Raw genomic sequence first — 23,473 nt, 5'->3', positions numbered from 1 at the left:
GCAACAGAAGGGCGTGCCGATGACAATTTCCTCTTCGCTGAATGCCGGTGTGGCGGCGCTGAGGGCCAATGCCAACAGGCTGGCCACCATATCCGACAATATCGCGAACTCTTCGACCTTCGGCTATAAACGGGTCGAGACGGATTTTCATTCGATGGTTACGTCCGGTCAGGGCGGCAGCTATTCAGCCGGCGGCGTCAGGACCACCAGCCAACGGCTGATCGATCAGCGCGGCTCGCTGGTGACGACCAACAATTCGACCGATCTGGCGGTGCGGGGACGGGGGATGATCCCTGTGCGCCCAAGTTCGCAGATCGCGGGCGGATCGAACGAGATGCTGCTGACCACAACCGGATCGTTCCGCACCAATGACGAAGGGTATCTTGTGACCGAAAGCGGCTTGGTACTGCTGGGCTGGCGCGCGAATCCCGATGGGTCGATCCCAGCCGTGCCGCGCGACACCCCCGCCGCGCTGGAGCCCGTGCAGCTGAGCGTCAATCAGCTGTCCGGCGCACCCACAACGCAGATGAACCTACGCATGAACCTGCCTGCAACAGCGACCGATGCGGGCGCGCCCGGTGACGTGCAGCCCTTGTCGGTCGAATATTTCGACAATCTGGGCAAATCCGAAAGCGTCGATATTGAGCTGGTGCCGACGGTACCGGCCACCGGGTCCAGCAATGAATGGACGATGGTCCTGCGCGATTCGGCCTCGGGTGGCGCGGTGATCGGAGAGTACACGCTGACCTTCACCGACAGCCGCACCGCCGGGGGAACCCTCGCCAGCGTGACGACCGTTTCGGGCGGGGCCTATGATCCGACTACGGGCAGCGTCGTGGTCAATGTCGCAGGTGGCCCGATGGAGGTGAATATCGGCCAGATCGGCGACGCTGATGGTATTACGCAGCTGTCTGATACCTTCGCGCCTGTTTCGATCACACGCGATGGCTCGGCCGTGGGCACGATGACCAGTGTCGAGGTGGATGAGAACGGTTATGTCTTTGCGTTCTACGATACGGGTGTCAGCCGCCGGATGTTCCAGATCCCGCTGGCGGACGTTCCAAATCCCAATGGCCTGACCGCGCTGGACAGCCAAACCTATGCCCCATCGCGCGACAGCGGCACGTTCTTCCTTTGGAACGCGGGCGAAGGCCCGACCGGCAACCTGATTTCCTTCGCGCGCGAGGAATCCACCACCGACGTCGCAACCGAACTGACATCGCTGATCCAGACGCAGCGCGCCTATTCCTCGGGCGCGACCGTGATCCAGACGGTGGATGAGATGTTGCAGGAAACCACGAATATCAAACGGTAATCCGGGTTTCGGTGACGGGAAAGGTATGGCCTCATGAATATGTCGACAGCTTTGAACAATGCCTTGGGCGGGCTGACCGCAGCCAGTCGAGGGGCTGCCGTTGTGTCCGGCAATATCGCCAATGCGCTGACGCCCGGCTATGCACGCCGGTCTCTGGAACTGACCACCAGTCCGATCTCGGGCCATGGCGTGCGCGCCGCCGGTGTGATCCGTCACGAGAACCCCGTTCTGACCGCTAACCGACGCGCCACGGACGCCGATCTGTCGCAGCAAACGGCGCTTGCGGCGTTCCATACTCAGTTCGAACGCCTTGTGGGAACACCGGATGAGGCAACATCGCTGGCCGCCCGTTTGTCTGCCTTTGACAGCAGCCTGATAACGGCGGCTAGCCTGCCGGACTCCGCGCAGCGTCTGGATCAGGCCGCCCGTGCCGGGGATGATCTGGCGCGCGAGCTCAATAGGGCCTCGGAAGGTGTGCGTCAGGCGCGATCGGATGCGGATCGCAGGATTGGCGCTCAGGTCGACAGCCTGAACCAGACGCTGCGGGACATCGAAGAGCTGAACGCCAAGATCCCCGCCATTCGCTATTCGGGTGGCGACATTGGCGCGTTGCTGGACCAGCGACAGGTGCTGATTGATCAGGTCAACGATCTGATCCCGGTGAACGTGATCCCGCGCGACAATGATCAGGTCTCGCTCTATTCCGATGGCGGGCTGATCCTGCTGGAAGGCAAGGCGGCAGAGTTCGCCTTTACCACTACGGGCGAGACAAAACCGCATATGACCGTGGCAAACGGGCTGCTCTCGGGGCTGGAAATGAACGGCAACCCGGTGCGCACCGGCGGTGCCTCGGCGCAGATACGGGGCGGGGCCTTGGCGGCACAGTTTGCCATCCGGGATGATCTGGCCGTTGAGGCGCAGCAACAGCTGGACACCGTCGCGCGCGACCTGATCGAACGGTACGAAACGCCGGGGCTGGACCCGACCGCAGCGGCAACTGATCCGGGCCTGTTCACTGACGATGGAAACCGGTTCGATGCAACGATGGTGACAGGGCTGGCCTCTCGCATATCATTGAACGCAATCGTGGACCCGGATGCAGGCGGCGACAGTTGGAGGCTGCGCGCAGGTCTGGGGGCGGCAACACCGGGAAGCCCGGGCGATTCATCGCAATTGCAGGCCTTTGGCACCGTGCTGAATGACGCCCGGCCTGTTCCCGGCGCGTTGTTCGGAACCGGCAATATGCGCGCCGCCGAAGTGACCCAAGCACTGCTGTCCGAAGCTGGCGCAAACGCCCATCGCGCCGATCAGCGCCGCGCTTTCGCCAATGGCGCGCAGCAACAGATGGCGCAGATCGAGGCTGAACAAGGTGTTGATACCGATCAGGAACTGCAACGCCTGATGCAGATCGAACAGATCTATTCCGCAAATGCTCGGGTCATCACCGTCGTTGATGAGCTTATGGAAACACTGCTGAGGTTATGACAATGAACTTGACCGCTATAGGCGATCTGGCGCGCGGCATGACCCTGCGCAGCCGCGCCACCGAGATCAAAACCCAGATCGAAACCCTGTCCCACGAGATGTCGACCGGCAAGGTGCAGGATATCTCGGGGCATCTGGGGGGCGATTATTCCCATCTTCTGGATCTGGACCGCAGCCTTGCCCGGCTGGACGCCTTCAAGATCGCCACGACCGAGGCCGGGCTGTTCACCGATGTGATGCAGCAAAGCCTGGACACGTTTGATACGTCCTTGGCCGAGGTATCCGCCACGCTGTTGGCCTTTGGTACGGCCAATCAGACGGTCACGCACGAACAGGCCTCGGTTCAGGCCCGGAATGAGCTGGACACGATGATGTCGGCCTTGAACACACGGGTTGCCGGGCGCAGCCTGTATGCCGGAAATGCAACCGACATCTCACCTTTGGCATCCGCCGAAACCTTGCTGGCCGCACTGGAAACCGAGCTTTCAGGCCTCACCACCATGACCGATATCCGCACCGCAGCCGAGGATTGGTTCAACGACCCCGCAGGGTTCGATGCCGTGATCTACCAAGGATCGGACACCCCCCTCGCCCCCATGCAGATTGCCGAGAATGAGCGGATCACCCTCCCGATCACCGCCACCGACCCAACGTTCAAGGCCGCGCTGCGGGATACGGCCCTGGCCGCACTGGCGTCCGAGGATGCGCTGGCCTGGTCGCCGACCCTGCGCACCAGCATGTTCACGCAGCTGGGTGTCGATCTGGCCAACGCCAAGGACGAAACGGTGAAACTCCGGGCCGAAGTGGGCGCGGCCGAGGCACGGGTGGAGCAGGCGGCCACGCGCAACGCCTCGGCGCGCGTCAGTCTGGAATACAGCCGCAACGCGTTGATCGAGGCAGACCCGTATGAAACGGCAGCGCAGTTGCAAACCGTGCAGTTCCAACTGGAAAGCCTCTATTCGGTCACTGTGCGCAACGCCAACCTGTCGCTGGTAAACTTCCTGAGATGAGAGTTCTTGTTTTCCTTCTGATACTGCTTCTGCCCGGTTTCGCCTCTGCCGGGGCAATCCGCCTGAAGGACCTGGTGGATTTCGACGGTGTGCGCGGCAACGATCTGGTTGGCTACGGTCTGGTTGTTGGTCTGAATGGCACCGGGGACGGTCTGCGCAACTCGCCCTTCACCGAAGAGATCATGTCGAACATCCTTGAACGGCTGGGCGTGAATGTCACGGGTGAGGATTTTCGGCCCAAGAATGTGGCCGCCGTGCTGGTGACCGCCAGCCTACCGCCCTTTGCCCGCGTCGGGGGGCAGATTGACGTCACCGTTTCTGCGATTGGCGATTCCAACAGTCTTTTGGGCGGCACCCTGATCATGACCCCTCTGAACGCGGCGGATGGTCAGATTTACGCCGTAGCGCAGGGCACGGTTCTGGCAGGCGGCGCCGTGGCGGAAGGCGATGCGGCATCTGTCGTGCAAGGGGTTCCAACCTCCGGCGTGATCCCATCGGGCGCACGGGTCGAGCGTGAGATTGACTTCGACCTTTCAACCCTGACCCAGATGCGCCTTGCCCTGCGTGAGCCGGATTTCACCACCGCCGGACGGATCGAGGCCGCCATCAACACGGAATTCAATCGCGCCGTGGCAATCATGCGCGACTCGGGGACGGTCGAGTTGAACATTGCGGCGACGCAATCTGTCTCAACCGCGCATGCCCTTGGTCGGATCGAAAACATCCTTGTCGAACCGGAAACCAAGGCGCGGGTTGTTGTCGATCAACGGTCCGGCACGATTGTCATGGGGCAGGAGGTTCGCATTTCGCGCGTGGCGGTGTCGCAGGGTAACCTGACCCTGACGGTCGAAGAGGCACCGATTGCCGTGCAACCCAACCCCTTCGCCCGAGGTGAAACTGTCGTGGTCCCGCGTACCGTTGCTGGCATCGAAGAAGAAGAGGGCACCGGTCTGGCCGAGATACCCGAAGCCACCACATTGTCCGAGGTCGTGGCCGGGCTGAACGCCCTTGGCGTCTCGCCCCGCGACATGATCGACATTCTGAAAACGATCAAGGCCGCCGGGGCGCTTCATGCGGAATTCATAGTACGCTGAGGTGGCCTATTTCGATTTCCAGCTGTCCAGCCAGCGGCGGAAGCCGTTGCGCCTTTCCTCGATCGCATCACCAGCGGCATAGAGGCTGTCTTCGACATTTTCCAGCATCGGGTCGATGCGACGCTGGCGGAACCTGCGCCAGCGTACCCAGATCGCCCAGAGCATGGCGAAGAAGACGGTCAGGAAAATGATGTTGAACCACGGGATCAGGCGCACATCCGGCCCGTCCAGATGCTTGATGGAGACCGCATTGGGAAAGATCGACATGAACTCGTTCCGCCAGCCGTAATGCGTGACCGCCACCCAATCCGGGTCCGCTTTATCAGATATCGCGTCATTCGCTTCGGTATACAGGTTTGCCGTGTCGAATTTGAAATAGGGCGGCCAGCCCCAGCTGGTATCCTCGTTCCGGTAGACAATCGGCTTGCCATTGGCACGCACGGCCTGAATGAACTGCACATCGCGGTTCGACAGGCTGGTGGATTGATCATCTGGCTCGGACCAGAAGATACGGGTCCAGTCGTTCAGGTCCTGCCGCTCTTCGTATGTGTTTACGATCCGCACGATATCGCGCTGCGGCAGAGAGTATTGCAGGACCACCGCAATCGTGCCCCAGAAGATGATGATCAATGCCCATTTCAAATAGGCCATGCCCTAACCCTCACATATAATTCACAATATAGATCAGCACGCCGATTGCCACCCAAGGCACGACATAAACGCCCAGGATCAGTTTGCGCCGGAACGAATTGTCGTAGACGTGCAGACCGCGTTCCACAAAGGCCTGTTTGTTGCCGCGCTTGCCCTTTTCGTCCCACCAACTTTCCAGCTTGCGGCGGCGTGCATTGCGCGAATAGAGCGACAGCGCAACATAGGCAACCGTCTGGATCACCAGCAGGATCAGAAACAGGCGCATCGCTCCGAACATCTCAGCCCTTCCTCACCGATCCCCAGGGCCCGACCCGCGCGATCACTGCCTCGCTGATCCGATCTTCGCCGGACATATCCGGCTCATGCCCGAACAGGGCCGCGCGGGCCCCGGCCTTGTCCACCTGATACTCGCGCGCGAGGAAGTCGGCAACATAGGCTTTCTTGGCCTCGGGCCACGTCTTATACGTGCTGTAGAACAGCTCTTTATGGCAGATGAACATCTGGCGCGGGTCCAGTGGGGCCAGTTCCGACAATAGCATATTCACAAGGTCCCGGTTTGGCGTATCGGCGGCCCGCAGTGTGTAGAAATAGGCCGGATGGTCCGAGGTGATGCGCGGCCATGGCCCGCCATCCGTCGCCCAGCGCAGCAGTTGCGCCAGACCGTGATACGCCTCGGGCAGGCGATCCGAATGATTGCGCGCCAGACGTCGCATGTCGCTGCGATCCAGCCCGGTCAGATCGACATCGGCATCTGCGGCGGCGGCGATGGTCAGGAAATCCATCTTCTGTTGCAGGATCGCGGCGGCATCTACACTGCGCGCCTTGACGATGGGTTCAACCAGATCGTTATAGTCCAGGAACTTGGCAATCTGGTTTCGTTGCGAAGGGCCAAAGACATATTTGATCGTCAGGTCGTCTGGTTTTTTGCCCATGCAAATCGCCGCCGGGTGGTCCAGATCGGGGAACAGATAAAGCCCACCGAAATGCGCCGTCCAGAAGTTGCGTTGCTCGAACGCAGTATGGCGCAGGTGGACCGGGTTGCGAGTGACGTCGCCGGTTTCCTTGGCCGTTTCGATCATTTTTGCGATCAATACGTCGTCGAACCACGCATCCTCTTCGGTCTTGAACCGTTCGACCATCCCCGCCAGTTGCTGTGCCTTGCGCAAGGTGCCGCCGGCGGTGTCAGCCTCAATCTCGATCTTGCGCAGGTTCAGCAGATCGCGGGGCGTGGTGAGTTTGATGACCGAGTTCACCAGCTCTCCGGCCACTGCATCGGTGGCGGTCAGGGCAAACAACTGCGCCTCGTTCATCTCGATAAATTCGCGCAGGATATCGCGCGAGGTCGAGAATTTGACGTTCAACAAAGGCGCGCGTTTCTGTTCGGTCGTCAGCAGAATGAACTGCCGATTGACCCCGTTGGGGTTGAGGTAGAGCTCATCCTCTAGCTCAATCCCAACCTCTGGCGAATAGCCCGAGATATCGACATGGAAATCCGTCAGCGCCGTGGTTTTGCCCGCCAGATGCTGCAACGCTCGGTTATACCGCTCGACCAGAGCCGGGCTGGAGATGTGGACGAGGTTGCCGAACATCAGGCCTTTTTCGATGAGGCGGATCATGTTTCATTCTCAGCAAGAACTTGAGCGTCTAGTATATCCTGTTTAAGTCTTCGCCACTCGCCTCTCAAAAATTCATTGCTAACTCTAGAGAGTCGTATTTGCGTTTTCATTAGCGTCTCAGTGTCCGCTTCATTAAAGTCCGCTGTATACGCTTCATCCATAGCTTGAACGACGGCTAGCGCTTTTTTCTCTTCCAAGTTCAAACGCATGTAAATTTTCGTTCTAATCGCAAAGAGTTGGCTAATGTCGTCTATTCCGTCACGATGAAAAACTAGACGCGAAAACTCGGTTAAGTCGGAACGCATTTCGTCGATCCACTGTCTTCTGAATTCCGCGATTTTCAACTCAGATTGAACTTTTCTGTTGGCTTTTTCCCTTCTTTCAGCTGACTGGTTCGTTAACCTCGCCGTCAAAACAGCCAGCATAGAAACCAAGCTGAGAGTGCCTATTGAGATCAGTATGCCATCGAATTCCGATACAAAAAGCTCAATCTTATCAATCAATCCACCCGGGTACTTTGAAAGGGCTGCAAGGACGACTGGGGTAGTCGCCAAAAAAGTTAAAACGGCAAGAACTAAAACTAGCGCTATCACCCCTTCCCCTCCAGATACCGCCGCTTGGCCTCTTCCATCCGGCTCATCTCTCGCACCGCGTTTTCGATGGCGACCTCGTCGCTCTTGTCGGCATAGCGGAACTCGCTGTCAGCGTAGCGGTTGATCTCTTGCATCACCATCTCGACCGTGATCGGCTGGCGCAGGTCCTCGATCATGGCCTTCTTGGTGTCGTAGTCCCGGAACAGGAACAGGTCGGGGTTTTCCATCCACTCGTCGGGCAGTTCGAAATCCATCGCGCGGACCTTGACCGCATCGGTGATGTTCTTGATTGCGCGACCGGTGAACCGCTCATCCGCCTGTTGGATCGCCTTGAGGTAGGTGCCCAGCTTGGCGATCGTGTCCATCTGGCCGATCTCGCCAGAGACCCGGTCATAGACTTGCAACAAGGCGTCTTCGTGCGGGCGGGAGTGGCTTTCGAAACTGGCGGCGACGGCCTTTTTGATCTCCTGCGCGGCATAGGCGTCGTGTTCGCCCAGCGGGATGTCGTGGTTGCGGCCCATCAGCAGGTGCAGGATGTCGATGTAATCCTCACGCGTTTGCGGCCCGTCCACCAGGAACCGCGCACCGGCCCGTTGGCGCAAGGCGTCGTCCACATTCTCGGGGTAGTTCGAGAACATGCCAAAGGTGCAGTTGCCGCGCACAACGGTATTGGCACCCGCAAAGCTCTCCATCAACACGGCGGTGATTTCCAGTTGCCCGGCGGACGACTGCCGGTCGCCGCGTTTGCCCGCCAGTTGGTCGATGTCGTCAATGGTGCCAAAGCCGATGACCGAGGGGTCGATGATCGTGTTGATAAAGGCCTTGGCGTTCTGGCCGGATTTGCCCTGATAGCTGTCGATATTGTCGGTGCTCAGGTTCTGATAGCGGAACGGGAACCCTGCGTTCTGGCAATAGTCGTTGATCAGCCCGGCCATCATCTGGATCAGGGTGGTCTTGCCGGTGCCCGGTTTGCCGTCGCCCATGAAGGTAAAGATGAACCCGCCGAGTTCCGCGAACGGGTTCAGGCGACGGTCGAAATCATAGGCCATCAGCATTTTGGCCAGCTTCATCGCCTGATACTTGGCGATATGGTTGCCGACCACCTCGTTCGGTTTCTTGAACGTCATGGTCAGGGTGGTGGATTTGGCCTTTGAGGCGGGTTCAAAGCCCCGGATCGTCAGATCATCAGCCTCAATATGCCAGGCGGCGTTCTGGAACGGGGCCAGATGACCTGCGGTCTGGGCACGCAGGGCGGCCTTATCCATCAATTGCTCGGCATAGGCACTGGTTGCGGCGATCAGGTGGGTATCGTCGGGGGCGTGTTTGGCAAGGGTCTGGTCCAGCTCCCACAAAGCGCCATGCAGGGCGAGCTGGCCATTGTCGGTCAGAACCTCTTCGACCTCACCAATATCGACGGTGGTTTCGCCCAGATGCGAGGACATCAGATAAGCCAGCGCATTGCCGAACACGTGCGACGTAATCAGAGCCTCGGCCGTCAGCAATTCCGAGAATTCCGTCTTGCGGGCGGCATGCAAATCCCCGGCCAAATTCGCCCGCTTCAGATCAGCCAGCGGGGTCTGTTCCGCATAGGCCTCGGCCACGGCCAAAGCGATGGCAATGGCGCGTCGGATCGCCTGCTGAGTGGTCGCCTGCGGCGGAGAGACCAGCGTATCGCCATCATCCGAGGCCTCAATCCGTTCGACCAGATGCACCCCATCTGCCCGCACGGTGCGCCGCGTCACCAGTCCCGGCGTGGTCGATCGAAACCGCCGCCCCGTTGACACACCCGGAGACCGCTCAACGGCGGCCTCAACCGCCTTGGCAATCCGCGGGGCGTGTTCAAACCCGTTCAGCAGGGCGGTCGCTGCCGGATAGTGCTTGCGAATATCTGCTTCGCGCAATTCCATCTGATCTGACGTCAAACTCATTTCAAAACAGCCCTTGCTTCATCTTTTCAAAAATACTCCCGCCGGAGGCAAAAATTCTAATACCGCAACACCTGCCCCGACTTGCTGACCACGAATTTGCGCACATCGGCAAAGCCCGGCGGGTTGCGCTCGGCCAGCACCTGAAAGGGTCGCTGAGGCAGGATGATCGAGCGTTGCGTGCGCGTCGCCCCGGTCTCGGCCCCCTGACCGCCGAACGGGTCCAGCGCAAAGACCTCGCGCTCGACGGTGGAAAACCAACCGGCGCGTTCGCGGGTCACGTCTTCGCTCTCCAACTCTTCCATGGTCCAGGCCAGCGCCCAGTCCTGCCCTTGCGGAGATTGCGCGTCCTCCAGCACCTGCCGCAGCGGGCCGGATTGCTCGGTATAGGCCGAGGAATACATCGGGCCCACATGGATACGGCGCATGTGTTTGGGGTGCAGGTCGTCGAAATCCTGATCGAAGCCCTTGGCAATCGTCACCAGTTTCAGCCCGCCCAAGGATTGCGCCATCAGATGCGCCTGCACCTCGGGCCAGCGGCGCTGGTCTTTGGGCAGGGCCGTTTTGCCGCTATCCTCCAACTGCATAAGGTAAATGACCGGCAGATTGATCTGGCTGTCATAGACCGCCCAGTGGATCAGGAATTTGCGCCGCTCGCCTTCGTTCCCGATCCAGTGGCATTCGGGATCGTTGCGGGCCCAGAACAGCTCTCCCTTCAGCAATTCCTCGTAATAGAGCCTTTGGGACAGGGCGAATTGCAGTTTGGTGGGGATTTCGCGGTCGCCAATAATCGTGCGCACCATGTCGGTTTTCAGGTCATCTTCCGAGGGCATATTCGCCAGATGCACCTGCGCCTGCTGCGCGTCATTGGCCATGGTCAGCAACTCGGCCGCCACCGGAAAGCCGCTGTCACGTTTATCCATGGCGAGGCTGCCAAAGAACCGCCCCGTATCGCGCCCGACCAGCAGGTATTTCATGGAAAGCGCACGGAAGGTGTACAGCAGCCCCGAGAGGTAACGCGACACGATCCGCACCTCTTGCTTGCTGATCGCGCCTTCGGCCTCCATCGTCGCGGCCACGCGCAGGAGGTGGACGGTGATCACCTCGAATTTGCGGAAATAGCGGCGCGAGGCGAAGGTGTCGGTCAGGCCGACATGGTCTTGGGTGGGGTTAGTCATTTGCGTCTCTTAGCAGGATCTCAAATTCTGAAACCACTGCCCTTTACCCTTGGCGGAACGCACTCTTCCGAATGCATCAAGTTCAAAGAAGCTAAAGAGCATATTGGCCTCCGATTGGCGCACATTGAAGAATTGTGGATCGCGGCTCCGAATAGTGTGAGCAGCCATGGAGAAAAGCGCGCGGGCAAGAATCCCGAAACAACCGACCAAAACAAACAGAAAAACAAGAAAGAGTGCCGCGAACATAATCCCGTTCATGTCATCTTGAAGCGTGAAGCGAAATGGCGCGTCTGTACCAATGTCCGCCAACGAAACACTTCGTCCAGAGAAAAACGAGACCAGTCTTCCTGCAACCGCGATCAAGATGCCCAAGAAACCAAATCTGCGAAAAACTCTCCAACTCCACATAAGGGCCTAACCCCCATACAAATTCTTATCATGCTTCTCGACAATCGAAGCAAACCGACGGGCAAAGCGTTCGTCGGCCTTGGCCTTTTTCTCCAGCACATCGCGGGCAAAGACCATGTGGTCCTCATGCGCCTCAAGCATGTCGGCCATTTTCTGGTTGGTCGCGGTGCCGATGGCGGCCATCGCCGTCTGTGCCTCTTGGTCGGTCTGCACGCCGATCTCGTTGATACGGTGGGCCACGTCCTGCTGCTGCGCGGTTTTAAGTGATTTGGTCAGAGCGTCATACAGCACCACGCGCTGTTGCGTGTCCGTCTGCAGCTTGTTGATCAGCACCATCTGCGTCGCCGCCTGGTTCTGCAGTGAATCGACCCAGGTTTTGCCCTTTTCGATGTAGCGCTCAAGCGTCTGCGACTTGGCCAGCTTGACCTGTTCCTCCTGAACCTTTGCGTTGTATTGCTTGTTCAACTCGGCCAGTTCGGTTTCCAACTGGGTCCGCGCGGCGGCGTCCTGTTCGACGCTGATCTTGTTTTCCAAAGTGATAATCGTGGGGTCCATGCCCTGAATCTCGGCGCGCAGAGCCTCCAACTCGGCCACGGTCGCTTCGCGATCATCCAGCGTGACGGTCAGGTTCTCCTCGACCTTCACACGCTGTTCTTCCAGCACGGCCAGTTGCCCTTCCAGCAGCTTCACGATCACGTCCGATTTGGCGATCAGATCCTGCAGCTTGTCGTCGATATTGGCGGTGCGCATCCGCTCCTGCCGCATCGACTCGGATTTGCCTTTCGAGAACACGCCCACAAAGCTCTCCCACCCGGTTTTCGAGCGCATCTCGTCGAAATCCTTGGAAAACGCACTGGTCACGTCGTCCAGACCCATGATCAGCTCGGCGATATTGGCGTTCATCACTTCTGTATGAGCGTGCACATCTTCAAGCGTGGCGTTTTCGATGTCGATATCCGCCTCGGCGGTGCCAATCTTGGCACGGGCGGCTTCAATGCGCGAGGTCAGGCCTTCGATCTGCGATTGCGACTCGCGCACCTTGGTCTGAGTTTCCTGAATCAACGCCTCAAACTGCTGGTTCGACATCTTGCTATCCCTTTTTCCTTATATACCCAATAAGATAGGGAATGTTACGGTCATTTACATCCCCTTAACGTCCAAAATCCCGGAAACTTTGGCAAACTCGCACCCGAATTGAAAGGCAAGCAGGCGCAACCAGACGGTGAACACGGCACTGCGGCGCAGCTGCAACGCTATGCCCGACCGAAAGGAACGCCAACTGGGATGATCCGCCCGCCACAGTGGCCATAGACAAAGCCCGCAACACCTGTTTGGGTGCGCGCAAACCATATCTGCCGGAGGCTAACCTATGCTGGACGCAACAACCGATCTGAAATCCCTGCTCAAGAACCCCGATCTTCTGGCGACCAAGGCCTATATCGGCGGTCAGTGGGTGGATGGCGACAATGGCACCTTCACCGTGACCAACCCTGCGCGGGGCGATGTGGTCGCCGAGGTGGCCGATGTCAGCCGCGCGCAGGTGGCGGGTGCAATTGCGCAGGCCGAGGCGGCACAAAAGGAATGGGCCAAGCTGACCGGCAAAGAACGCGCGGCAATCCTGCGGCGCTGGTACGATCTGATGATGGAAAACGCCGAGGATCTGGGCAAGATCCTGACCGCCGAACAGGGCAAACCGCTGGCCGAAGCGGTGGGCGAGATCGCCTATGGCGCGTCTTTCATCGAGTTCTTCGGGGAAGAAGCCAAGCGCATCTATGGCGAGACGATCCCGGGCCACCAGCGCGACAAGCGGATCATGGTGATGAAGCAGCCCATTGGCGTGGCGGCCTCGATCACCCCGTGGAACTTCCCCAACGCGATGATCACCCGCAAGGCCGGGCCTGCGCTGGCTGCGGGCTGTGCCTTTGTTGCGCGCCCAGCCAAAGAAACGCCTCTGTCCGCGATCGTTCTGGCGGTTCTGGCGGAACAGGCGGGCATCCCGGCGGGCGTGTTCAACGTGGTGCCATCGTCGCGCGCCAGTGAGATTGGCAAGGAGTTCTGTGAAAACCCCGGTGTGCGCAAGCTGACCTTTACCGGCTCGACCGAGGTGGGGCGCATTCTGCTGAAACAGGCCGCCGATCAGGTCATGAAATGCTCGATGGAGCTGGGCGGCAACGCGCCGTTCATCGTGTTCGACGACGCGGATCTGGATGCGGCTGTCGAAGGCGCGATGCTGTGCAAGTTCCGCAACAACGGTCAGACCTGCGTTTGTGCCAACCGTATCTACGTTCAGGCCGGTGTTTACGACGCATTCGCAGCCAAGCTGAAGGCCGCAGTCGAAGCGCTGAAGATTGGCGATGGCCTGACCGAGGGCACCACAACCGGCCCGCTGATCAACGCCGAAGCTGTCGAGAAGGTCAAAGAGCATATCGAGGACGTCACATCCAAAGGCGGTGCGGTGCTGACCGGCGGTCTGCCCCATGATCTGGGCGGCACCTTCTTCCAGCCGACCATCGTGACCGGCGTAACGCAGGACATGATGGTGGCGCAGGACGAAACCTTTGGCCCGCTGGCCCCGCTGTTCAAGTTCGAAGACGAAGATGACGTGATCGCAATGGCCAATGACACAATCTTCGGTCTGGCCTCGTATTTCTACGCCAAGGACCTGAGCCGCGTTTACAAAGTGGCCGAGGCGCTGGAATACGGCATCGTCGGCGTGAACACTGGCATCATCTCGACCGAGCTTGGCCCGTTCGGCGGCGTCAAACAATCCGGTCTGGGCCGCGAAGGCAGCCATCACGGCATGGAAGACTATCTTGAAATGAAATACGTCTGCCTGTCGGTCTGATCCAATCCGGCCATAGCCTTCGGGCGGTGGCCGACCCGGATGCGCTTGTCATCAAACTGAATCGAAATCGTCACAATACCGCAATGAACCGGGGTCATCCCTCTGGCGACCAACCCAGAGAGGATCCCAACCGATGTCATTGCGCTGTGTCTGCCTGACATCTGCCCTTGCCCTGACTGCCGGTCAGGCCATGGCAGAGATGAATTTCAACCGAATTGCGTCTTTCCCCGTCGTCAAGAACATGGCCGAAGGGGCCGATACCACTCGCGAAACCTCGCCCGAGATCATCGCGGCCACCGCGGATAGTATGACGCTGGTCTATACCGACAGCCCATTGGGCGTGATCGGCATGATCGACATCAGCGACCCCGCGAACCCTGCGCCATTGGGTGCGATGGAAGTGGGGGGTGAACCGACCTCGGTTGGGATCGTTGGCGACACGGCTTTTGTTGGCGTGAACACGTCGGAAAGCTACACTGCGCCTTCGGGCAAGCTGATCTCGGTCGATATCGCGGGTAAGGCCGAATCCGGTGCTTGTGATCTGGGCGGTCAGCCCGACAGCGTCGCGATTGCGCCCGATGGCAGCTTTGTTGCCGTAGCGATCGAGAATGAGCGGGACGAAGACCTGAACGACGGCATCATCCCGCAATTGCCCGCCGGATCGCTGGCACTGGTGCCTTTGAAGGATGGCGCGCTGGATTGCGCGGGCATGAAAATGGCCTCGCTGACCGGTTTGGCCGAAGTTGCGCCCACCGACCCCGAACCGGAGTTTGTTGACATCAACGCCCTCGGCGAAACCGTCGTTACCTTGCAGGAAAACAACCACATCGCGGTTGTCGACAAAGACGGCAATGTGGTCAGTCATTTCTCGGCAGGCAACGTGGATCTGGAAGGCATCGACGCCACCGACGAACGCGGCGCGCTGATTTTCACCGAAAGCCAGCCGGGTCGCCTGCGTGAACCCGATGCAGTGAAATGGATCGACGACAGCCACTTCGCCACCGCCAACGAAGGCGACTATCAGGGCGGTTCGCGCGGCTGGACGATCTTCCAAAAGGACGGCACCGTTGTTTACGAGAATGGCACCGAGTTCGAGAAGGCGATCATTCAGATTGGCCACTACCCGGATAAGCGTTCAGACGCCAAGGGCGTTGAGCCTGAAAGCGTAACCGCAGCCGCCTTCGACGGCACGCCGATGATCTTTGTCGGGGCCGAGCGTGCCTCGGTCGTTGGTGTCTATGACGCCACCGACCCGGCCAATCCGGTGTTGAAACAACTGCTGCCCTCGGGAGTTGGTCCGGAAGGGTACGTGGCGATCCCCGAGCGTAACCTGCTGATCTCGGCCAATGAAAAGGACCTGATCGAAGATGGCGGTCCGCGCGCGCATGTCTCGATCTTCGAGTATCAGGACGCCCCCGCCAGCTATCCGCACCTGACTTCGGAAGGCGCGGATGAACTGATCGGTTGGGGCGCACTCTCCGGTCTGGTCGCGGATGAGGACGGCATGATCTATGCGGTCAATGACAGCTTTTACGGTTTCCAGCCGTCGATCTTCAAGATCGACCCCAGCCAGCAACCTGCCCATATCGTGGACGTGATCCGCATTCACCGTCAAGACGGCAACCCGGCGCAGAAGCTGGACCTGGAAGGCATCACGCTGGACGGCAAGGGCGGCTTCTACGTCGCCTCGGAAGGTCGCACTGACCGGGTGATCCCGCACGCGATCTACCATGTCTCGGCCGACGGTCTGATCAAAGACCGCAAGGGCGAGATTGGCTTGCCGCCGGAATTGATGGCCGTCGAAAAGCGTTTCGGCTTCGAGGGCATCACCAAGGTCGGCGACACCCTTTGGATGGCCGTTCAGCGCGAATGGAAAGACGACCCGGAAAACCACGTGAAACTGGTCGCCTACAATCTGGACACCCAGGAATGGGGCGCGGTGCATTATCCCAAGGCGGATCCGGAAACAGGCTGGGTTGGCCTGTCGGAAATCGTGGCCTTTGGTGACCATGTCTATGTCATCGAACGCGACAACCAGCACGACCACCGCGCCGTGACCAAAAAGATCTACCGCATCCCGCTGTCAGACATGACCCCGGCCCCGCTGGGCGGCGACCTGCCCGTGGTCAGCAAGGAAGAGGTCCGCGACCTGCTGCCCGACCTGACCTCGACCGGCGGCTACGTTCTGGACAAGATCGAAGGTCTGGCCATCCTGCCCTCGGGCGAGGCATTTGTTATGACCGACAATGACGGCGTCGACGATGCCTCGGGCGAGACGATGTTCTGGTCGATCGGGTCGGTAACGGCTGGGAATTGAACCCACTTGCAACACGTTGGATGACCCCGCGCGAATTTGTGCGGGGTCATCTTGTTTTTTGACGTCAGCTTTGAGCCCAAACTACCGGATGCTGCGTGACAGACGAATGGCGGCCATCACATGTTCAGGTAAAGCTTCTCGATAAAGTCCCCGCGCTCCTGGGGCCCAAAATCGAGAACCAGAATGTCGTCTAGTTTTACGTCAGAATACTTGGTGCAATGCTTCGCGAACTCCACGGCTTCTTCAAGCGTTTCTTCGTCATGCCACGAAGTCATTACGAACTTTTCTTCGGGGTATTCGCCGTAGTCATAGAGTTCAAGAAAAGCCCAATCCACGCTATCGTCCCACAAGGTGCAGTCTAGACCCCACGCCAAAGCAAAGAGACACCCAGCTTTCACGAGAGCCCCGCTGACTTCGTGCCTGTAGTCAGCATCCACCTCGCGCTCAATAAGTATGAGGCACTTGAAGCTCGTCATTTCTTTTGGAACCGAAATTGGAATATCGGCAGGGAGAAACAGGTACTTGAACATCATAAAATTGGGCGATGTAAACGCGCCAAAGTCAAGTTCGTATCAACTATGAGATGTATGGATTGATGTCAAAACAGACATCTAACAGCCTTTGCGAACGGCAGGTTTGTCCGCATAGCGAACCTCCAGACACAAAAACAACGCCCCGCGTCTGGAGGAACGCGGGGCGTGTGTTGCGGCAGTCTGGGAGGAGGCGACTGCCGCGGAACGTTAAAGCGTGTTAGTTGACCGCTTTGGCGTCAACCACGTCCTTCTCGATGGCTTTGGCCGAAGAAATCTCGATCCGGCGCGGTTTCAGGGCTTCGGGCACTTCGCGCTTCAGGTCGATGTTCAGCATACCGTTTTCGTGGCTCGCGCCGGTGACGCGGACGTGGTCGGCCAGCGCGAAACGACGCTCGAATGCGCGGGTGGCGATGCCACGGTGCAGATAGCTGCGCTCCTGATCCTCGGCGGCTTTCTTACCGGCCACGACAAGCGAGTTTTCCTTCACTTCGACGGACAGGTCTGCTTCGGAAAAACCAGCGACAGCGACGGAAATCCGGTAGGTGTCTGCGTCGGTTTTCTCGATATTGTATGGGGGATAGCTGGGCTGAGCCACGTCATTGGTCAGAACGCGGTCCATCATGTCGGCGATCTGGTCAAAGCCAATGGTGGCGCGGTGCAGCGGTGCAAAATCAAATGTACGCATGTGTCGTATCCTCATCCTTGAGCGATTTACGATATATGCCCTCCGAACGGACGGGCGATTTCAACTGCCAGGCCCCGTTTGTGGCGACCCGGTACAGTTCACATGGGTAGCATTTTGACCAAGTTCAACCCCCGCCCGAGCTGATGAATTTCGCGCCGGAACTGGACTTGCCGGTTCCGACCTGCAACCGGCGGATCGACGCTTTGGGCTGGGGCGCGTCGCGGCGCATGATTGCTTTGAGGTCCGAGACCACGCCCTCAAGCTCCATCCCAAATCCGGTCTTTCGGCCACCCTGCACACTGACGGCCGAAACCACGGACAAAATCTGCCAGCGCGAGCCGTTCTTGGCCAGAATGGCTGACCCGGACGAGCCGAAGGTGATGTCGCAATCAAAGGTGATCAGCCCCTGCCGCCGTTGCAGAATACGGCACGAGCGTTCGCGCGTAATCGCCTCGGCCCGTCCGCGTCCGTATGAGGCGATGCTGATCTCTCCGTTCGCCACCCGCCCGTTATGCAGGGCAAACGGGTCGGCAATGTCATAGGGGATCGGTTCTTCCAGCCGCATCAGGGCGACATCGTCCTGAATGCTTTGAACGGACAGGGGCGCGTTTGCGACATAACCGGGATGGGCGGCGATCTGCACCACCTTGCGTTCAGCCAACGCGGTGCCGTTGCTGAGGCCCGCGCGAAACGTAACCTCGCCCGGCACATAAGGTTTGCCCGTCCGTTTGTCCAAAGCGCAATGTGCGGCGGTCAAAACCAGATCCTGTGCAATCAGCGTTCCGGTACAGAAGGAACGCGTGCCGACGTCCAGCCGGCCAATCGCTTCCCACCCGTACAGATCCTCTCGATCTGTCAGTTTGCGCTTGTTGGTCTGGGCCTGCGCGGTGGTTGCAATGACAGAAAGACCGAGAAGAAAACAAAGAATGACCCTGATCATGGCTTGACGAACCTCGCCCCTACGTTTTTGCCCCCACCGTTTCCTGACGCCGAGGATGTGAACCCGCGCCCTGCCGCAAGCTCGGCCTGCAACAGCTCAAGCGCGTGTTCGACTGCGGTGCCAATGGCCACGCTTTGCCCGTCCATGCTGGCCTTGGCGGCCACGACCGAGACGATGCGCGGCTCGGGCCCCGAGAAGGAAAAGACTGGCGCGCCGGAAGCCCCGAAATCCACATCGCAGGACATGACCAGAATGCCCGCCTGCCGATTCATGACCGAACAGACCTCTTGCAGTGACGGGGCCTCGGCCCGATCCGCCGCGTAGGACACCACGCCGACCTCTTCGCCGCGTTTCGGCTGCGCGCCGGTGTCAAACGGGGTCACGGAGGTGTTTCGAATTGGCTGCCAAAGCTCGATCAAGGCAATATCCGTGCTGACACGGTCAGGCGACGCGTCGGCACCAAAGCTATAGCCCGGATGAATCACCGCCTGCCGTGCATCGCGATAGGCCAAGGCCCGCCCCAGACGCCAGCCTGCTAGAAACTCGATATCCGCCAGATCGATGATCTGGCCGGTGCCTTTGTTGAAAAGACAATGCGCGGCGGTCAGGACCAGATTCGGCGCAACCAGCGTTCCTGTGCAAAACCCCACGCCCTTGATGTTCAACCGACCGACAGCCATCCAATCCCGACCGGAATCAGAGGTTTCCAGGCTTTTTAGCCCGGTGTCCTGTGCCGCTGCCGTGAAAGGCAACACGCACAGCGCCATCGCTTTGATCCATTTGCGCACGCGGTACTCCGCCCGTTTCCTCCGGCCCACTGTCTTATGGGGCGCGTGCGGCGAAAATAGGGCGGATTGGGTTTTGTGACCGATATGATGCCACCGGGCATCACGCGGTTTCAGCGCAGGATTGGCACGTCTTGATTTGCCCGGCTGGTGGTCAGTGCCCGGGGCTTCGGCCCGCCGGTTGCCCAGTCCAACAGCTCGACCGTATGCACAATCGGAACCTCGGTGGCCGAGCCGATCTGCATCATGCAGCCGATATTCCCCGCAGCGATAATATCGGGTCTTTTCGCCTCAAGCGTTTTGACCTTGCGCTGCTTCAACTGGCCCGAGATTTCGGGCTGCATCAGGTTATAGGTACCGGCACTGCCGCAGCACAAATGGCTGTCTGCGGGTTCCACCACCTTGAACCCGGCCCGCTTCAGCAGGTCTTTCGGGTAGGTCTTGATCTTCTGCCCATGCTGAAGCGAACAGGCCGCGTGATAGGCAACGGTCAGGCCCTGATCCCTTTGTTCAGGCAGGTCCAACTGCATCAGTACCTCGCTGATATCCATCGCAATACCCGAGACACGCGCAGCATCATCGGCCAGGATATCATTGCGGAACATATGCCCGTAATCCTTGACCGTTGTGCCGCAGCCCGAGGTGTTGATGACGATGGCATCCAGCCCGTCTCGATCCATTTCGCGGGCCCAGGCCCGTATGTTGGCCGCCGCCGCAACGTGACTGTCACGACTTTTGCCCATGTGATGGGTCAGCGCCCCGCAACACCCGGCCCCTTCGGCCACCACAACCTCACAGCCCAAACGGGTCAGCAACCGGATCGTGGCGTCGTTGATATCGGTGTTCAGAGCCTTCTGTGCGCAGCCCGTCATCAGCGTAACGCGTTTTCTGCGCGGGCCGATGGGCGCAAAGCTCTGCGGATCGTCATTGCGACTGACCGGAGGGATGTGTTTCGGTGCCATGTCCAGCATCGCCCGCAACCGCGCATCCGGCATCAGGAACCGAAACGGACGGCCCAGCTTGGCCCCGATCAGGGCCCAGCGAAACCGTATCGGATAGGGCAGAATTTGCGCCAGCACCCAGCGCAACACCCGATCCGACAGAGGGCGCTTGTAATTGTTCTCGATATATTCCCGCGCGTGATCGACCAAGTGCATATAGTGCACTCCGGATGGGCAGGTGGTCATACAAGCGAGGCAAGACAGACAACGATCGATATGCTTGACCGTTTTCTCATCCGGCACACGGTCATTCTCAAGCATGTCCTTGATCAGGTAGATGCGACCCCGGGGGCTGTCGAGCTCATCGCCCAGCACCTGATAGGTCGGACACGTGGCCGTGCAGAACCCGCAATGCACGCAACTGCGCAGGATGTCGTTCGAACGCTGGATCGCCGGGTCCTGCAGTTGCTTTTCGGTAAATGTCGTCTGCATCTGTCTACCCCATCAGGCCCGGATTGAAACGGCCATGCGGGTCGAACCGCTGCCGCAACCCACGGGTCAAGGCTGCAACCTGTGCGGGTTCAGGCTGAAACCGGCCCAGAGCATTCACCGTCTCCGGGGCCGCCCGCACCAGCGTTGCATGGCCTGAAAAATCCCCCAATCGCGCCCGAACGTCCGACCCTTCATCCACCAGCGCCCAGATCAATCCGCCACCCCAATCCAGCAACAGCTTGTTGGCCTCAAGCCGCGCAGAAATCTCAGGTGCGTCGCTCGGCTTGACCGAGATACGCCAGACATCGCCATCCTTGCCCGCAAAAGCGCGGGCATCCCGGATCGCGCACCAAATATCTTCAGGGTTTTCCATGCGCGAAACCTCGCCAAACCCGGATAAAACCGTCTGCAACCGCTCCGCGCGATAGGCAACCGAATCCTCAAACCCCTCAACCCGTAGCAGAGCCTGCCCCATCGCTGGATCATACGCGGCGCCGCTGACCTCGAAGGGGGATTTCAACGCCGCAGACAGAACCTCAATCGCACTCGCGACATGGGGGGCCGAAACGCCCAAAGTCGCCGTCGCCTTGGGCATGGGCAGCACCTTCAACGATACCTCGGTCAACACGCCCAAAGTGCCCCAGGACCCGGCCATCAGCTTGACCAGATCATAGCCGGTGACGTTCTTCATCACCCGCCCGCCATTCTTGACCACCTGGCCGCGCCCATCGACAAAGCGCACCCCAAGCAGAAAATCCCGGCACGCCCCGGCCTGCACCCGGCGCGGGCCCGAGATATTGGCGGCCACGACCCCACCAATCGTCGGCTCTCCCGAATGTCTAAGCAGTACCCGATAATCCGCAGGCTCAAACGCCAGTTGCTGCCCTTCCGCTGCCAATGCAGCCTCGATCTCAGCCACCGGGGTCCCCGCCCGCGCCACCAAGGTCAGCGCACCCGGCTCATAAAGCGTTATTCCGCTCAGAGCGGCCGTGCTCAAAACCGGCTCGGGTCCCTGCACGCCGCGCGTGCCGCCGCCCTCAATACGCACCGGCCCGTTCAGCCCGGCCACGATCTCGGCCAGTTCCATCTCTGTCTCAGGTCTCATGATACTTCTTCTTGTTCAAAAATACGGCGGGGTGAATTGGCCCGCAGGGCCAAGAGGGGCTGGCCCCTCATTCCGCCGCCATCCGCCGCCCTTGCGACGCATCCAATGGAAACACCTTGGCCGGATTCAGCAGCCACCGTGGGTCGAACACATCCTTTACCGCCATCTGCGCCTCAAGATCGGCGGGCGTGTATTGATGCGACATCAGATCCCGCTTTTCGATTCCCACCCCATGCTCTCCGGTCAGGCACCCGCCGACATCGACGCACAGCTTCAGGATATCCGCGCCAAACGCCTCGCATTTCTCAAGATCACCGGGCTTGTTGGCATCGAACAGGATCAAGGGGTGCATGTTGCCATCGCCCGCATGGAAGACATTGCCTACGGGCAGGCCATATTCCTCGCTCAACTCACCGATCCGGCGCAACACCTCGGGTAAGGACGACACGGGGATCGTCCCGTCCAGGCACATATAGTCATTCATCTGCCCCATCGCCCCAAAGGCCGACTTCCGCCCCAGCCAAATCTTGGCGCTTTCTTCCGCCGACTGGCTCTCGCGCAATTCGACCGGGTTGTGACGCTTGGCAATCTCGATGATCTTCGAAAGCTGATAGTCGATCTCGGCCTCGGACCCCTCGACTTCGACTATCAGCAAAGCCGTGCAATCGGGATAACCCGCATGGGCGAAGTTCTCGCAGGCCTTGATGCACAGCGTATCCATGAACTCGATCGCCACCGGCAGGATGCCCGACTTGATAATGTCCGAAACGCATTGCCCGGCCACCTCATTGTCATCGAACCCCATCAGCACAGGCCGCGCGCCTTCGGGCTTGCGCAGAATGCGCAGCGTTGCCTCGGTCACGACGCCCAACTGCCCTTCAGAGCCGCAGATCACACCCAACAGGTCCAGCCCACCGGAATCCAGATGCGCGCCGCCGATCTCGACAACGCTGCCATCCATCATCACCATCTTGACGCCTAACAGGTTATTGGTGGTCACACCGTATTTCAGACAATGCGCCCCGCCCGAGTTCATCGCGATGTTCCCCGCAATCGCGCAAGCCAGTTGCGAGGACGGATCGGGCGCATAGAAGAAATCCTCCTCCTCGACCGCGCCGGTCACACTCAGATTGGTGCGACCGGTCTGAACGCGGATGAAGCGGTTGTCGTAATCCGTCTCCAGCACCTCATTCATGCGCGCCACACCCAGAATCACGCAATCCGCCGTGGGCAGCGCTCCGCCCGCCAGCGATGTGCCGGACCCGCGCGGGACCACCGGCACGCCCTCATCATGGCAGATGCGCAAAACGTCCGAGACCTCTTGCGTGGTTGACGGCAACACCGCCAGCATTGGCGGGCAGCGATAGACGGTCAGCGCATCACATTCATAGGCGCGCGTTTCCGCCGGGTCGTGAATCACCGCATCCCCGGGCAAAACCTGCAGCAATCGCGCCAGAACGCTTTGTTTGCGCGCAAGCACATCGGGATTTGGCTGGGGCATGTCCATTGCTGATCCTCCAATTTGGTAAAATAATATTACCAATTTATCGATCTG

Annotated in this window: 21 protein-coding genes; 6 read left to right on the top strand and 15 right to left on the bottom strand. The window is 59.6% G+C overall.

Annotated features, from left to right (window positions below; all coding sequences use genetic code 11):
- The first annotated feature begins 19 nt into the window (after positions 1-19).
- From ACR0KJ_RS16485 to ACR0KJ_RS16470, 4 genes are read left to right on the top strand one after another with little or no spacing between them, the layout of a single operon-like run.
- A complete protein-coding gene (locus ACR0KJ_RS16485; protein WP_170455840.1) occupies positions 20-1,315 on the top strand; it encodes a flagellar hook-basal body complex protein in 1,296 nt (431 codons plus the stop codon).
- Between the two features lie 33 nt (positions 1,316-1,348).
- Positions 1,349-2,800, top strand: a complete 1,452-nt coding sequence (gene flgK, locus ACR0KJ_RS16480) for a flagellar hook-associated protein FlgK (RefSeq protein ID WP_480627179.1) — start codon at positions 1,349-1,351, stop codon at positions 2,798-2,800.
- A gap of 2 nt (positions 2,801-2,802) precedes the next feature.
- On the top strand, positions 2,803-3,810 hold the full coding sequence (locus tag ACR0KJ_RS16475) for a flagellin (protein WP_170455844.1): 1,008 nt from the start codon (positions 2,803-2,805) through the stop codon (positions 3,808-3,810).
- Complete coding sequence (locus ACR0KJ_RS16470; RefSeq protein ID WP_170634505.1) at positions 3,807-4,904, top strand: flagellar basal body P-ring protein FlgI; 1,098 nt, start codon at positions 3,807-3,809, stop codon at positions 4,902-4,904. The genes ACR0KJ_RS16475 and ACR0KJ_RS16470 overlap by 4 nt, the downstream gene beginning before the upstream one ends.
- 6 nt (positions 4,905-4,910) lie before the next feature.
- On the opposite strand, the gene ACR0KJ_RS16465 is transcribed toward ACR0KJ_RS16470, so the two are convergent.
- The 8 genes from ACR0KJ_RS16465 to ACR0KJ_RS16430 are packed head-to-tail and all read right to left on the bottom strand — an operon-like array spanning position 4,911 to position 12,361.
- Entirely contained in the window at positions 4,911-5,555 is a 645-nt protein-coding gene (locus tag ACR0KJ_RS16465) for a DUF1523 family protein (protein WP_480627178.1), read from the bottom strand.
- 10 nt (positions 5,556-5,565) lie between these two features.
- Positions 5,566-5,832, bottom strand: coding sequence for a hypothetical protein (locus tag ACR0KJ_RS16460; RefSeq protein WP_170455850.1), 267 nt, complete (start codon positions 5,830-5,832; stop codon positions 5,566-5,568).
- Between the two features lies 1 nt (position 5,833).
- Positions 5,834-7,171 (bottom strand): DUF6638 family protein, encoded by a 1,338-nt coding sequence (locus tag ACR0KJ_RS16455; protein ID WP_480627177.1) that lies wholly within the window; start codon positions 7,169-7,171, stop codon positions 5,834-5,836.
- Entirely contained in the window at positions 7,168-7,764 is a 597-nt protein-coding gene (locus tag ACR0KJ_RS16450) for a hypothetical protein (RefSeq protein WP_170455854.1), read from the bottom strand. Before ACR0KJ_RS16450 ends, ACR0KJ_RS16455 begins: the two co-directional genes overlap by 4 nt.
- Positions 7,761-9,692: an AAA family ATPase gene (locus tag ACR0KJ_RS16445; protein WP_480627176.1), complete on the bottom strand. Its 1,932-nt coding sequence runs from the start codon at positions 9,690-9,692 to the stop codon at positions 7,761-7,763. Before ACR0KJ_RS16445 ends, ACR0KJ_RS16450 begins: the two co-directional genes overlap by 4 nt.
- A gap of 56 nt (positions 9,693-9,748) precedes the next feature.
- Entirely contained in the window at positions 9,749-10,867 is a 1,119-nt protein-coding gene (locus tag ACR0KJ_RS16440; protein WP_480627175.1) for a hypothetical protein, read from the bottom strand.
- A 9-nt stretch (positions 10,868-10,876) separates the two neighbouring features.
- On the bottom strand, positions 10,877-11,239 hold the full coding sequence (locus ACR0KJ_RS16435; protein ID WP_480627174.1) for a hypothetical protein: 363 nt from the start codon (positions 11,237-11,239) through the stop codon (positions 10,877-10,879).
- Between the two features lie 42 nt (positions 11,240-11,281).
- A complete protein-coding gene (locus ACR0KJ_RS16430; protein ID WP_170455862.1) occupies positions 11,282-12,361 on the bottom strand; it encodes a coiled-coil domain-containing protein in 1,080 nt (359 codons plus the stop codon).
- A 283-nt stretch (positions 12,362-12,644) separates the two neighbouring features.
- Here ACR0KJ_RS16430 and ACR0KJ_RS16425 point away from each other — a divergent pair, with 283 nt between their 5' ends.
- Together ACR0KJ_RS16425 and ACR0KJ_RS16420 are read left to right on the top strand one after the other, a co-directional pair.
- Entirely contained in the window at positions 12,645-14,120 is a 1,476-nt protein-coding gene (locus ACR0KJ_RS16425; RefSeq protein WP_170455864.1) for an NAD-dependent succinate-semialdehyde dehydrogenase, read from the top strand.
- A gap of 133 nt (positions 14,121-14,253) precedes the next feature.
- Positions 14,254-16,437, top strand: a complete 2,184-nt coding sequence (locus ACR0KJ_RS16420; protein ID WP_480627173.1) for an esterase-like activity of phytase family protein — start codon at positions 14,254-14,256, stop codon at positions 16,435-16,437.
- 116 nt (positions 16,438-16,553) lie between these two features.
- Here ACR0KJ_RS16420 and ACR0KJ_RS16415 read toward each other — a convergent pair whose 3' ends face one another.
- The 7 genes from ACR0KJ_RS16415 to ACR0KJ_RS16385 all read right to left on the bottom strand — a co-directional run bounded on the left by ACR0KJ_RS16415 (position 16,554) and on the right by ACR0KJ_RS16385 (position 23,425).
- Positions 16,554-16,967 carry a DUF7684 family protein gene (locus tag ACR0KJ_RS16415; RefSeq protein ID WP_170455868.1) on the bottom strand — a complete coding sequence of 138 codons (414 nt, stop codon included), beginning with the start codon at positions 16,965-16,967 and terminating at the stop codon, positions 16,554-16,556.
- A 220-nt stretch (positions 16,968-17,187) separates the two neighbouring features.
- On the bottom strand, positions 17,188-17,655 hold the full coding sequence (locus tag ACR0KJ_RS16410; protein ID WP_170455870.1) for an Hsp20 family protein: 468 nt from the start codon (positions 17,653-17,655) through the stop codon (positions 17,188-17,190).
- Between the two features lie 124 nt (positions 17,656-17,779).
- On the bottom strand, positions 17,780-18,595 hold the full coding sequence (locus tag ACR0KJ_RS16405) for a trypsin-like serine protease (protein WP_170455872.1): 816 nt from the start codon (positions 18,593-18,595) through the stop codon (positions 17,780-17,782).
- Entirely contained in the window at positions 18,592-19,383 is a 792-nt protein-coding gene (locus tag ACR0KJ_RS16400) for a trypsin-like serine peptidase (protein ID WP_480585895.1), read from the bottom strand. Before ACR0KJ_RS16400 ends, ACR0KJ_RS16405 begins: the two co-directional genes overlap by 4 nt.
- 110 nt (positions 19,384-19,493) lie before the next feature.
- On the bottom strand, positions 19,494-20,813 hold the full coding sequence (gene glcF / locus ACR0KJ_RS16395) for a glycolate oxidase subunit GlcF (RefSeq protein ID WP_480627172.1): 1,320 nt from the start codon (positions 20,811-20,813) through the stop codon (positions 19,494-19,496).
- A gap of 4 nt (positions 20,814-20,817) precedes the next feature.
- Entirely contained in the window at positions 20,818-21,918 is a 1,101-nt protein-coding gene (gene glcE, locus ACR0KJ_RS16390) for a glycolate oxidase subunit GlcE (RefSeq protein WP_480627171.1), read from the bottom strand.
- Between the two features lie 67 nt (positions 21,919-21,985).
- Positions 21,986-23,425: an FAD-linked oxidase C-terminal domain-containing protein gene (locus ACR0KJ_RS16385; RefSeq protein ID WP_480627170.1), complete on the bottom strand. Its 1,440-nt coding sequence runs from the start codon at positions 23,423-23,425 to the stop codon at positions 21,986-21,988.
- Between the last annotated feature and the right edge of the window lie 48 nt (positions 23,426-23,473).

This window comes from Ruegeria sp. AD6, assembly GCF_056542325.1.
The sequence above is the reverse complement of the archived record's forward strand: the minus strand, read 5'-3'. Positions and strand labels throughout refer to the sequence as shown.